General features: G+C 72.0%; 14 protein-coding genes. 5 read left to right on the top strand and 9 right to left on the bottom strand.

Features of this window, described 5'->3' with window-relative positions; genetic code table 11:
* Nucleotides 1-224: PLP-dependent transferase (locus tag ACTHNQ_RS08240; protein WP_440332706.1), on the bottom strand; the 224-nt coding region annotated here is incomplete at its 3' end.
* Between the two features lie 161 nt (nucleotides 225-385).
* Between ACTHNQ_RS08240 and ACTHNQ_RS08235 the strand changes: the two genes are divergently transcribed.
* From ACTHNQ_RS08235 to ACTHNQ_RS08215, 5 genes are all read left to right on the top strand, one after another.
* Nucleotides 386-1,174, top strand: coding sequence for an SDR family oxidoreductase (locus ACTHNQ_RS08235; protein ID WP_440332704.1), 789 nt, complete (start codon nucleotides 386-388; stop codon nucleotides 1,172-1,174).
* On the top strand, nucleotides 1,171-2,037 hold the full coding sequence (locus tag ACTHNQ_RS08230; RefSeq protein ID WP_440332702.1) for a metal-dependent hydrolase: 867 nt from the start codon (nucleotides 1,171-1,173) through the stop codon (nucleotides 2,035-2,037). Before ACTHNQ_RS08235 ends, ACTHNQ_RS08230 begins: the two co-directional genes overlap by 4 nt.
* Before the next feature lie 95 nt (nucleotides 2,038-2,132).
* Nucleotides 2,133-2,642, top strand: a complete 510-nt coding sequence (locus tag ACTHNQ_RS08225) for a phosphoribosyltransferase (protein ID WP_440332700.1) — start codon at nucleotides 2,133-2,135, stop codon at nucleotides 2,640-2,642.
* A 1-nt stretch (nucleotide 2,643) separates the two neighbouring features.
* Nucleotides 2,644-3,360 (top strand): uracil-DNA glycosylase, encoded by a 717-nt coding sequence (locus ACTHNQ_RS08220; protein ID WP_440332698.1) that lies wholly within the window; start codon nucleotides 2,644-2,646, stop codon nucleotides 3,358-3,360.
* A gap of 14 nt (nucleotides 3,361-3,374) precedes the next feature.
* Nucleotides 3,375-3,998: an N-acetyltransferase family protein gene (locus ACTHNQ_RS08215; RefSeq protein WP_440332696.1), complete on the top strand. Its 624-nt coding sequence runs from the start codon at nucleotides 3,375-3,377 to the stop codon at nucleotides 3,996-3,998.
* A gap of 2 nt (nucleotides 3,999-4,000) precedes the next feature.
* On the opposite strand, the gene ACTHNQ_RS08210 is transcribed toward ACTHNQ_RS08215, so the two are convergent.
* From ACTHNQ_RS08210 to ACTHNQ_RS08175, 8 genes are all read right to left on the bottom strand, one after another.
* Nucleotides 4,001-4,372 carry a protealysin inhibitor emfourin gene (locus ACTHNQ_RS08210; RefSeq protein ID WP_440332694.1) on the bottom strand — a complete coding sequence of 124 codons (372 nt, stop codon included), beginning with the start codon at nucleotides 4,370-4,372 and terminating at the stop codon, nucleotides 4,001-4,003.
* The gene (locus ACTHNQ_RS08205; protein WP_440332692.1) at nucleotides 4,350-5,426 is read right to left on the bottom strand and encodes a M4 family metallopeptidase; all 1,077 of its coding nucleotides are present in this window, start codon (nucleotides 5,424-5,426) and stop codon (nucleotides 4,350-4,352) included. The genes ACTHNQ_RS08210 and ACTHNQ_RS08205 overlap by 23 nt, the downstream gene beginning before the upstream one ends.
* 51 nt (nucleotides 5,427-5,477) lie before the next feature.
* Nucleotides 5,478-6,287 (bottom strand): ABC transporter ATP-binding protein, encoded by an 810-nt coding sequence (locus ACTHNQ_RS08200; protein ID WP_440332690.1) that lies wholly within the window; start codon nucleotides 6,285-6,287, stop codon nucleotides 5,478-5,480.
* Nucleotides 6,284-7,075 (bottom strand): ATP-binding cassette domain-containing protein, encoded by a 792-nt coding sequence (locus ACTHNQ_RS08195; RefSeq protein ID WP_440332688.1) that lies wholly within the window; start codon nucleotides 7,073-7,075, stop codon nucleotides 6,284-6,286. The genes ACTHNQ_RS08200 and ACTHNQ_RS08195 overlap by 4 nt, the downstream gene beginning before the upstream one ends.
* Complete coding sequence (locus tag ACTHNQ_RS08190) at nucleotides 7,072-8,040, bottom strand: ABC transporter permease (RefSeq protein ID WP_440332686.1); 969 nt, start codon at nucleotides 8,038-8,040, stop codon at nucleotides 7,072-7,074. Before ACTHNQ_RS08190 ends, ACTHNQ_RS08195 begins: the two co-directional genes overlap by 4 nt.
* Nucleotides 8,037-8,987 carry an ABC transporter permease gene (locus tag ACTHNQ_RS08185; RefSeq protein WP_440332684.1) on the bottom strand — a complete coding sequence of 317 codons (951 nt, stop codon included), beginning with the start codon at nucleotides 8,985-8,987 and terminating at the stop codon, nucleotides 8,037-8,039. Before ACTHNQ_RS08185 ends, ACTHNQ_RS08190 begins: the two co-directional genes overlap by 4 nt.
* Nucleotides 8,984-10,495, bottom strand: coding sequence for an ABC transporter substrate-binding protein (locus tag ACTHNQ_RS08180; RefSeq protein WP_440332682.1), 1,512 nt, complete (start codon nucleotides 10,493-10,495; stop codon nucleotides 8,984-8,986). Before ACTHNQ_RS08180 ends, ACTHNQ_RS08185 begins: the two co-directional genes overlap by 4 nt.
* A 154-nt stretch (nucleotides 10,496-10,649) precedes the next feature.
* The gene (locus tag ACTHNQ_RS08175; protein ID WP_440332681.1) at nucleotides 10,650-11,606 is read right to left on the bottom strand and encodes an alpha/beta fold hydrolase; all 957 of its coding nucleotides are present in this window, start codon (nucleotides 11,604-11,606) and stop codon (nucleotides 10,650-10,652) included.
* Between the last annotated feature and the right edge of the window lie 180 nt (nucleotides 11,607-11,786).

Genomic DNA, 11,786 nt, shown 5'->3' with positions numbered 1-11,786 from the left:
GCGGCGAGGCGCTCCTCGACGACCGCCTGCGTGGGGTTCTGGATGCGCGTGTAGATGTTGCCGAACTCGGCCAGCGCGAACAGGTTCGCGGCGTGGTCGGCGTTGTCGAACACGTACGACGTCGTCTGGTAGATCGGCGTGGCGCGAGCCTTGGTGACCGGGTCGGGCTGGGCACCCGAGTGGATCTGCTTGGTCTCGAAACGCCAGTTCTCGGAAGCGGCCATGGCTGTCTCCTGCGGGTAGGTGCCGGGTCGGATCCCCGGTGACGGATGCCGGCGGCACATCCCCCCGACGCGTTCGAGAGTACGGATCGGGTGCGCTTGTCAACAACGCGGGGGACATGTGACGTCACACTCGGCGGGCCCGCCGCGGCTAGCGTGGAGGCATGACGACCAGACGTGCAGTGGTGACCGGGGCGAGCTCGGGGATCGGCGAGGCGACCGCGCGGGCCTTGCGCGCGAGCGGGTGGGACGTGGTGGCGGTGGCGCGGCGCGCCGACCGGCTCGCGGCCCTCGAAGCCGACACCGGTGCGGTCGCGTTCGCGGCCGATCTGACGACCGATGCCGACGTCGAGGCCCTCGCCGCCTTCCTCGCCGGATCGGGCCCCGTCCACGCGCTCGTCCACGTCGCGGGCGGCGCGCGCGGCACGGACCGCGTCGAGAACGGCCGCGTCGAGGACTGGCGCTGGATGTTCGAGGCGAACGTGCTGTCGGCGCAGCGCCTGGTCGCCGCTCTTCTGCCGCAGCTGCGCCGCGCGGCCGCCGTCGACGGGCACGCCGACACGCTGTTCGTGACCTCGACCGCCGCCCAGGCCGCCTACGCCGGCGGTTCGGGCTACAACGCCGCCAAGGCGGGGGAGTCGATGCTGGCGCACGCCCTGCGCCTGGAGCTCAACGGCGAGCCGATCCGCGTCATCGAGGTGGCGCCGGGAATGGTCTACACGCCGGAGTTCGCCCTCAATCGGCTGGGCGGAGACAGCGAGGCTGCGGAGCGCGTGTACGAGGGCGTCGAGGATCCGCTCACCGGCGAGGACGTCGCGGACGTCATCGCGTACGCGCTGAACGCGCCGGGGCATGTGAACCTCGACCTCATCACGATGCGCCCGGTGGCGCAGTCGGCGCACTTCCTGCTCGCGCGCGGTCCGCTGCGTCCCCGCGAGACGGACGAGCGATGATCCCGGCCGCGGGCACGACGGTCACCTACGCGACCGGCGCGACCTCGTCGCGGGGGACCGTCCTGCACGTCGCGGACGCCGCCGACGGCCGTACCGCGGTCATCCTCGACGAGACCGCATTCCACCCCGTCGACACCGCGTGGCCCGATCAGCCCGCCGATCACGGTGTGCTGCGCTCTGCCGGGAGCGAGGTCGCGGTCGTCGACGCCGTCGTCGGCGCGACCCAGGGCGACGGGCTGCTCCTCGGTCCCGACGTGCCGGTGCGCACCGGCACCGAAGGCTGGACCTTCGTCGTCGCACATCTCATCGAGGGTCCGGCGCCCGCGGAGGGCGACGTGATCGACGTGTTCGTCGACTCCGAGCACCGTGCCGCGCTGTCGGCCGGACACACCGCCTGCCACCTCGCCTCGCTCGCCCTGGACGCGGCGCTCGCGGACGCCTGGCGCAAGGACGCGCCGACAGACGCGCTCGGTGCGCCCGCCTTCGACGCCCTCGCGATCCAGGAGTCGCGCATCGTGCCCGACGGGTCGCGCGACGTCTACCGCATCGGCAAGTCCCTCCGCCGCAAGGGCTTCGATCCCGCGGCCCTCGACGACCTCGACGGGCTCGCCGCCCGGGTGGACGCCCGACTGGCGGACTGGATCGCGAGCGGCGCCGATGTGCGGGTCGAGCGCGACGGCGAGAGGCTGGCCGACCGGCGGACGTGGGTGTGCGACCTGCCCGGCGCGGCCGCCCGCATCCCGTGCGGCGGCACCCACGTCGCCTCGCTGCGCGAGCTGGCCTCGGCGACCGTGGCCTTCACCGCGGCGCCCGTCGACGGCGGGCTCGAACTGGTCATGACGACCACGACCAGCCGCGTCTGACTCCGGGATGCGGCATCCGTCCTCGTCGGCACCGGGCGGACGCCTAATCTGGACGTGACGGCGCCGGCCCGCGGCGCTGCGACAAGGAGGACGGCGTGGAAGAGACGCCCGCAGCCCGCGAGACACTCACCTGGGACGGCTTCGGCGACGCGACGCGCACCCTGTCTCGCGCCATCATCGCCGACGGGTTCGCGCCCGAGGTCGTCGTCGCGATCGCACGCGGCGGACTGCTGCCGGCGGGAGCGATCGCCTACGGCCTGGGCGTCAAGAACTGCGGCGCGATCAACGTCGAGTTCTACACCGGCATCGGCACCGTCCTCGAAGCGCCCGAGCTGCTTCCTCCAGAACTGGACATGTCGTACCTCGAGGGACGCCGGGTACTGCTGGTCGACGATGTGGCCGACAGCGGACGCACCCTCGCCCTCGCCGTCAGGCTGCTGCAGGACCAGGGTGCGGACGTGCGCTCGGCCGTGATCTACACCAAGCCGACGACGATCGTGCAGCCGGACTACTCGTTCCGGGACACGGCGCTGTGGATCGACTTCCCGTGGTCGGCGCAGGGGACCGTCGTCGAAGAGGATGCCGGCCTGGAAGGCACCGCCTGACATGGCGATGACGCTCCCGCAGCTCGCCGAAGCAGGTCTCATGGACCCGGCCTGGGCGGAGGCGCTCGCCCCCGTCGGCCCCGACATCGCCGCCATCGGCGAACGCCTGCGCGGCGAGGTCGCCGCGGGGCGCCACTACCTCCCCGCGGGCGACCGTGTGCTGCGGGCGTTCCAGCGCCCGCTGAGCGACGTCAAGGTGCTGATCGTCGGTCAGGACCCCTACCCCACACCGGGGCATCCCATCGGGCTGTCGTTCGCGGTGGACGCGCACGTGCGCCCGATCCCGCGCAGCCTCGCGAACATCTACCAGGAGCTCGAATCCGATCTCGGCATCCCGCGTGCCGCTCACGGCGACCTGTCGGCCTGGAGCGATCAGGGCGTCATGCTGCTGAACCGCGTGCTGACGGTCGCGCCGGGGGCGCCGGCATCCCATCGCGGGTGGGGCTGGGAGAAGGTGACCGAGCACGCCATCCGCACCCTCGCCGCGCGCGACCGGCCGCTCGTCGCGATCCTGTGGGGGAGGGATGCCGCGAACCTCCGCCCGTTGCTCGGCCCGACGCCCATCATCGAGTCGCCGCACCCGTCGCCCCTGTCGGCGAGCCGCGGCTTCTTCGGCTCGAAGCCGTTCTCGCGCGCCAACGAGCTGCTCGCGCAGCAGGGCGCCGCCCCCGTCGACTGGGCGCTGCCCGCACAGACCGAACCGGCAATGCTCGCCTGAGCCCGGAGGACCGCATGCTCGAAGAGGAATACGAGAAGGACAAGCGGGTGCTGCCGCCTCACCTGCGTCGGCAGCCGGAGGTCGAACGTCCCTTCTCGTACACGATCCGCCCGGTCGAGGACCGCGACCTTCCCGACATCCGCGAGATCTACAACCACTACGTGACCAACTCCGTCGTGACCTTCGACGAGGACACGTGGTCGCTGAAGCAGTGGCGCACCAAGCGCGATCACCTGGCGAAGCAGGGGCTGCCGTTCCTCGTCGCCGAGTCTCCCGGCGGGCAGGTGCTCGGGTACGCACTCGTGCAGCCGATGTCGAGCAAGTCCGCGTACCGGTACTCGGTCGAGAACTCGATCTACCTCGGCCACGCGGCCACCGGGAAGGGGCTCGGCCGGGCGCTGCTGGAGGCGCTGATCGCCGCAAGCGAGGCCGCCGGCATCCGCCAGATGGTCGCCGTCATCAGCGACAAGGGCGCCGAGGGCTCGATCGCCCTCCACGAGCGGCTCGGCTTCGTCGAGGTCGGCCGGATGGGACGCGTGGGCTTCAAGTTCGGCCGCTGGCTCGGCGTGATCTATCTGCAGAAGGCGCTCACGCCCGCCAAGAAGTCCGGCGGCAAGAAGGGGCTGTTCGGCCGCTGACCTCACCGGCGCCCGCTGCGGCGGCTCCAGTCGCGCACCGCCTCGACGAGCTCGCGCCACGCGCCGGTCAGCTGATCGTCGAGGAGTTCGGCCTCGCGCGCCTCGGCATCGGCGCACGTGGCGCGGATCCGCCACGTGAAGCCGTCGGGCACCGGCGCACGATCCGACGTGCCTCCGGGGGAGTCGTCGCCACGGCCGAGGTGGCCCGTCTCGTCCCACGGGCACCGGTCGATGAGCGAGAGCCATTCGGACGCCTCGTCCTCGCCCGGCTGCGCCGACCAGCGTCTCGTGATGCCGGCGACGCCTCCCGAGCGCGCCACATCGACCTCGACCGCGGGTCGCGGCGTCGGCTCAGGATCGGGGCTGTGCGGCATCCGGGATCACGCCGACGCCCGCCCACCCGGCGCGGACGGCGTCGACCTCCTCCGACTTCTCACCGTACTCCGCGGCCGCCGCCGCCAGGGTGGCGCGCGCGAACGTCGCGAAGTCCGCGGTCTGCGGCAGCGTGCCGGCGGTGAGTGTGCGGTACCAGATGAGCCCGGCCCGCTCCCACGCGTGCCCGTCCAGAGCGGTCGCGACGAGATAGAACGCGTGGTTGGGGATGCCGGAGTTGATGTGGACGCCGCCGTTGTCGTCGCGCGTCCGCACGAATCCGCTCATGTGCGCGGGCTGGGGGTCCTTGCCGAGCACATCGTCGTCGTACGCGGTCCCGGGGGCGGCCATCGAGCGCAGCGCCGTACCCTGCACCGCGTCGGTGAAGATCCCCTCGCCGATCAGCCACGACGCCTGATCGGCGGTCTGGCCGGCGAGGTGCTGCTCGGCCAGGGCGCCGAACACGTCCGCGATGGACTCGTTGAGAGCGCCCGACTGGTCGCGGTACACCAGGCCGCCGGAATCCTCGACGACGCCGTGCGCCAGCTCGTGCGCGATCACGCTGAGCGAGCCGGTGAATCCCGCGAACACGTCGTCGTCGCCGTCGCCGAACACCATGCGCTCGCCGTTCCAGAACGCGTTGTCGTAGTCCCGCCCGTAGTGGACCGTCGCCAGCAGCGCGCTGCCCGACCCGTCGATGCTGTCGCGGGCGTAGGCGTCCCACCAGAAGTCGAACGTCGCACCGAGCCCGTCGAACGCCTCGTCGACCGCGGTGTCGCCGGTGGGCTCGTCGTCCTCGCCGCGCACCCGCACGCCGGGCACGACCTCGCGGTGCTGGGCGTCCGAGATCTCGCGGTCGGGCGCCGGGGCGGTCTCGGCGGTGAGCACGCCCGGCTCTTCGATCGACAGCCGCAGCCGCGTGCGGACCCCGGGCGTGTAGTCCCGGGGTGCGGCGAGCGTCCGCTGGGCGGCGTCGGCCGCGCGCGCCCAGTCGCCCTCCTGCACCGCGGCGATACGGGCGAGCAGGTACGGCGGCACGATTCCGGGGCTCATCATGCTCCGAACCTAGCCCCGGCCGCCGACGTCGGCATCGCCCCGCGCCGGGGGTCAGGAGTCGGCCTGGCCGCCGGCGTCGATGACGGGGATGGATGCCAGCAGCCGCCGCGTGTACGACACCTGGGGCTGGAGCAGCACCTTCTCGGTCGGCCCCTCTTCGACGATCCTGCCGTCCTTCATCACGACCACCTCGTCGCACAGGTTCTGCACGACGCCGATGTCGTGCGATACAAGAAGGAGGGTGAGCCCGTCGCGGACCCGCAGCTCGCCGAGCAGCTCGAGCACCTGGGCCCGCACGGTGACGTCCAGCGCCGAGAGGGGCTCGTCTCCGACGAGCACGCGCGGGCGGTGCACCAGGGCACGGGCCAGCGCGATGCGCTGGCGCTGCCCGCCCGAGAACTCGTGCGGGTACCGGTCGGCCATGCCCGCTTCGAGGCCGACGTCGACCAGCACCTCGCGCACGCGCGCCCGGCGGTCGCCGTCGATCCCGAGCGCCCACAGCGGCTCGCCGACGATGCGCCCCACGCTCATCCGCGGATCCAGCGACGCGTACGGGTCCTGGAAGACGATGCCCGTCTGCCTCCGCAGCCAGTGCAGCGAGCGGGCCGAGGCCGTGGCATCGACCGCCCTGCCGTCGAACTCCACCGTGCCCGCGGACGGCGCGTCGAGCCCCAGCAGCAGGCGCACGAGCGTCGACTTGCCCGAGCCGGACTCGCCGATGAGGCCGACCGCGGACCCCTCGCGGACGTCGATGTCGGCATCCTCGAGGCCCGTCGTGAAGCTCGTGCGCTCGAACACGTGCGTCTTGGGCACGGGGTAGCGGCGCGTGAGGCCGCGCCCGCGGATCAGCGGCTCGCTCATGCGGCGTCACCGCCCGGTCGCCAGAGGGTCGCCGTCGCGTCGCGGAGCAGACCCTGGGTGACGGGGGATGCCGGAGACGTGAGCAGCTGCGAGACGGGCGCCTGCTCGACCACGCGTCCGTCCTCGAGCACGACGCCGTGCGTCGCGATCTGCGACAGCACGGCGAGGTCGTGCGTGATGAACACGAGCGACATGCCGTCGTCGCGGACGAGGCCGCGCAGCAGCTCGAGGATCTCGGCCTGGATGGTGACGTCGAGCGCCGTGGTGGGCTCGTCGGCGATGAGCAGGCGCGGGCGGCAGGCGAGGGCCATCGCGATCGCCACGCGCTGGCGCTGGCCGCCCGACAGCTGGTGCGGGTAGCGGTTCACGATCCGCTCGGGGTCGGGAAGCGCGACGCGGCGCGCCTCGGCGACCGCCCGGGCGGCGGCATCCCGTTTCGACAGCCCCTCGTGGATGCGCGCCGACTCGGCGATCTGCCGCCCCACCGTGCGGATGGGGTTGAGCGCGGTTCGGGGCTCCTGGAACACGATGCCGATCTCGTCGCCGCGCAGCTCGGCGAGCTCGCGGTCGGCGAGCCCCAGGATCTCGCGGCCGTTCCAGCGCACACTGCCCTGCGCCTGGGCGCCGTCGGGGAGGAGCCCGAGGATCGCCAGCGCCGTCAGCGACTTGCCCGAGCCGGACTCGCCGATGAGGCCCACGCGGGCGCCGTCGGGCACGGCGAACGACACGCCGTCGACCACACGGCGGCCGCCGACGTCGATCGTGAGGTCCTGCACCTCCAGGCTCATGCCACCACCTCCGGCACATGCAGCCGCGCGCGACGTGTGGCGAACGGGCTGCGCGACAGCGTCGGGTCGGTGGCTTCGCGGAGGGCGTCGCCCAGCAGGTTCAGACCGAGCACGGTGAACGTAATCGCGAGCCCCGGCCACACCACCGACAGCGGATGCACCTGGATGAACTGCTGCAGCTGCGCCAGCAGCAGGCCCCAGGAGGGCTCGGTGACGGGGGCGCCGAATCCGAGGTACGACAGGCCGGCCTCGGCGAGGACGGCGACGGCCATGCCCCACGAGAGCTGCACGATGAACACCGGCGCGACGTTCGGCAGCAGATGCCGCCACAGGTTCTGCGCGGGCGTGAGCCCCGACGCGCGTCCCGCGAGCACGAAGTCGCTGTGCAGCACCCGGCGCAGCTCGGGGCGCGTCACGCGCGCGATGTTGACGCCGAACCCGATGCCGACCGCCCAGATCACGACCCACAGAGACCCGCCCCACACCGCCGAGATCATCATGGCGATGAGCAGCACGGGGAACGCGATGAGGATGTCCACGAACACCGCCACGGACTCCCGCACCCAGCGCACGGTGAGGGCGCCGAGCGCAGCCAGCGCCACTCCGATGACGGTCGCGATGATGCCGGCGCCGACGGCGACGAACACCGTCGTGCGCGCGCCGGCCATGAGTAGCGACAGGATGTCGCGGCCGGTGGCGTCGGTGCCGAGCAGATGCGGCCAGCCCGGCGGGGCCCAGCGGTCGGCGATGTCGACCTGCTGCGGGTCGAAAGGCGTCCAGAACCGGGCGACGATCGCCGTCAGCACCACCACGGCCACGACGATGAGCCCGAACCGCCCGGTCGACAGCGCCCACAGCCGCGCCAGCCACGCCCAGCGCGAACGGCGCGGGGGATCGGCGGATGCCGGGCCCCCGGCATCCACTCGTCGACCGTGGTCCGGCTGCAGAAGCGGCGGAGTGCTCATGCGGCCTCCCGCTGACGGGGGTCGATGACGCGATGCACGAGATCGACCACGAAGCCGACGACCAGCACGAACCCGGTGAGCGCCAGCAGCTCGCCCTGCACCTTGGGCAGGTCGCGCGCGGCGACGTCGGACACCAGCATCCGTCCGATGCCGGGAAGCGAGAACAGCTGCTCGATGACGACGGCGCCGACGATGATGCCGGCGACCTGCAGCCCCAGCACCGTGATCACCGACAGCCCCACGACCGGCAGGCCGTGACGGATCAGCGCGGCGTCGCGGGTGAGTCCCTTCGCGGCCGCGGTGCGGACGAAGTCCTGGCCGACGGCCTGCAGCGTGGCGCTGCGCACGAACCGGAGGAGCATGGCTCCCTCGACGATCCCGATCGTGAGGGCCGGCAGGATGAGCGACTGGAAGGCCGCCGCCGGATCGTTCCAGCCGGCGCGCGGGAACCCCTGCGCGGGAAGCCAGCCGAGCCACACCGCGAACACGACGACGAGCATCATGCCCGCCCAGACGACCGGCACGGCCGCGAGGGTCTGCGAGCCGACGCTCAGCGCCGTGCCGTCGGCGTGACCGCGGCGCATCGCCGAGAGCACGCCGAGCGGCACGCTGATGACGACCGCCACCAGCAGCGACATGACGCCCAGAGGCACCGTCACCTGCGCCTTCTGCACGATCTCGTCGATGACGGGCGTGCCGGTCAGCAGCGACGTGCCGAGGTCGCCGCGCAGCACGCCGCCGATCCACTCCAGGTACTGCACCGCGAGCGGCCGGTCGAGACCGAGCCGCTCGCGGATCGCGGCGATCTGCGCGGGACTGCTGTTGACGCCGCCGATGAGCTGGGCGATGTCGCCCGGCAGCACCCGCAGGGTGAGGAAGATGAGCACGCTGGCCACGAGCAGCCCGAGCAGAAGCAGGGCGAACCGGGTCAGCGTGTACCGGATCACCCGTTGCTCTTGGCGATGTCGGCGAGGTCGAGGCGCTCGTTCACGTTGATCGAGGGCATACCGGTGATGTTAGTGCCGACCGCCAGGACCGACGCGCCGTTGTACAGCCAGTCACCGCCGGCGTCCTCCGACACGATGCGTGCGGCCTGCGACAGCAGGTCGGCGGCCTTGGTCTCGTCGGTCGCGGCAAGCGACTGGGCGTACAGCGACTGCACCTCGGGGCTGTCGTAGGTGAAGTAGTAGTCCGGGTCTGCCCAGTTCTCGAAGTCGTGCGCCTCGGTGTGCAGTACGAAGCTCAGCTCGTAGTCGTGGTTCGTGTACACGTCGGTGAGCCACGTCGAGAAGTCGACCGAGTTCACCTCGAGCGTGATGCCGACCTCGTTGAGGTCCGACACGAGGATCTGCGGGATCGTCGTGGAGTAGAAGTTCGGGATCGTGAGGGTCAGCTCCAGGTCCTCGGCGCCGGCCTCCTTCAGCAGCTTCTTGGCCGCGTCGGGATCGTACGGCGCCACGTCCGACAGGTCGCTGTACCCGGGGTCGAGCTCGGGGATCGGGCCGTACAGGGTCTGCCCGGACGCCATCGCGTCGACGAAAGCCTGGTGGTCGATCGCCTGGCGGATCGCCTGGCGCACGCGCTTGTCGGCGAGAGGACCCGAGGCCTGGTTGAACGCCAGCGTGCCCTTGTCGGTGGACTTGCCGAGCACGAGCGCGAAGTCGCCGTTCTTCTCGACCTGATCCTTGAGGTTGGCGTCGAAGCCGGTCAGCACGTCGACCTCGTTCGCGAGCGCCGCGTTCAGGGCCGCCTGGTTGTCGGGGATGTAGTCGAACACGACCTCGGCGACGCCCGCCTTCTCGCCCCAGTAGGCGTCGTTGCGCGAGAACGTGATGCTGTCGCCCTGGGTCCAGTTCTTCAGCACGAACGGGCCGGTGCCGTTCTCTTTGGTCTTGTAGTCGACGGTGTCGCCCTCTTTGAGGATGATGCCCGCTCGGCCGGTGAGGTTCCACAGCAGACTCGAGTCGGGCTGCGAGAGGGTGAGCGTGATGTTCTGGCCGTCGGCGGTGATCGAGGTCACGTTGGCGAGGCGGCTCGAGTCGCGCCATTCCGGGGTGTCGCGCCGGGTCGTGAGCGACCACACCACGTCCTGCGGGGTGAGCGGCTGCCCGTCGTGGAAGGTGACGCCCTCGCGCAGCGTGAAGGTGTAGGTCAGCCCGTCGGGCGCGACGGTCCAGTCGCTGGCGAGCGAGGCGACGATGTCCTGCTCGGGCGTGCGGGCGACGAGGCCCTGGTAGATGTTGTCGACCAGGATCTGGTCGAGCGCCGACCCCGCCGTCTGGCGGATGTCGAGGTTGCCGGGTTCGAGCACGAGGCGGATCGCGACCGACGCGTCCGGGTCGGGCTTTCCGGTCGAGGTGGGGGTCGCGGTCCCACCGCCCGAGGTGCACGCGGTGAGGGCGAGGGCGCCGGCAGCGAGGATGGCCGCTGCGGCGAGGGCGGTACGGCGGAGCATGAAGGTCCTTTCGGGCGGGGTCCCGAGTACTGTGCGGGCGCCGGCCGTGATGATGGGCTCGGCCGACGCGGGTTACAGCCTAGGGATATCGCGGCGGCCCGCGACAACCCACTACTCGGAACGCAACAGAAGCGTTAGGGCTTCCCGGGCGTGCTCAGCCGGCGGTCGCGAGGGCGCGCAGGCGGGTTCCGAGCTCGAGGGGAAGCTCCTCCTGGACGTTGTGCCCGGACTTCACCTCGACGAGGGATGCCGCCGGCACCCGCCGCGCGAACTCCTCGGCGTCCGCGTCCGTGAGGTAGCCCCGCGACCCGCGGATGAGCGTGATCGGCGCGGTGACGGCGGCGAGGTCCTCCCACCCGGACTCGCCGAGAACGGCGGCCACGGCATCCTGCTGACGCTGCGCCGCCGCAGCCGCGGCGGGGTCGGACGACAGGGCGTTCGCGACCTGGGCGAAGTGGTGCTTCCATTCGACGCGCCCGTCGGGACGCACGCGGGAGTTGAAGTAGACGCCGCGTGCGGCCTTGCGGCGCGTGCCGCCGCCGAGCCCGAACGACAGCGCCCGGTCGACGAGCTCGTCGCGCGATGCCCAGTCCACCGGCCCGGCGAAGAACTCGCGGATCTGGCTCGCCCCGCCGTCGGGATCGAGTCCGGGGGTGATGTCGATCACCACCAGCTCGCGGACCAGATCGGGACGGGATGCCGCCACCGCCGCCGCGGTGAGGCCGCCGAGCGACTGCCCGACGAGCACCTGCGGCCGGTCGGTCCAGGCGTCGATGCCCGCCGCGACGTCGGGGGCGAGCACGCGCGCGACGTACGCGACGTCGTCGCGCCAGGACGAGTCGCCGTGGCCGGGGAGGTCGATCGCGAGCGCCGGCAGCCCGAGCGCGAGGATCGTGGTGTCCCACGTGTGGGCGTTCAGGCCCGCGCCGTGCAGGAAGGTCACGACCGGCTCGGCGTCCGGCGCCTCCGCGGGTGCGTAGCGCAGCGCGCTCAGGGTGCGGCCGTCGCCCAGCACGAGCGAGAGGCGCTCGCCGCGGGGGACCGCGACATCCAGGCCCGCCTCGTCGGCCTGCTCGGGGAGGAACGAGAACTCGTCGATGGGGTCGCTCACCCGCTCATCATGCCTCACCCGCGGCGCACCGGGCCGCGGGGCGTCGCCCGTGGGTAGTCTGGCGTCATGACGGCAGAACACCGCGTGCATCTCTCGCGGGCGGCGCGACCCGCCTACCAGGCCCTCTCCGCCTTCTCGAAGACCGTCGGCGACATCGCCGCCGAGAACGGCATCGACGAC

This window comes from Microbacterium sp. (assembly GCF_051953575.1).
Taxonomy (GTDB): domain Bacteria; phylum Actinomycetota; class Actinomycetes; order Actinomycetales; family Microbacteriaceae; genus Microbacterium.
This window is presented reverse-complemented; position numbering and strand designations above follow the sequence as displayed.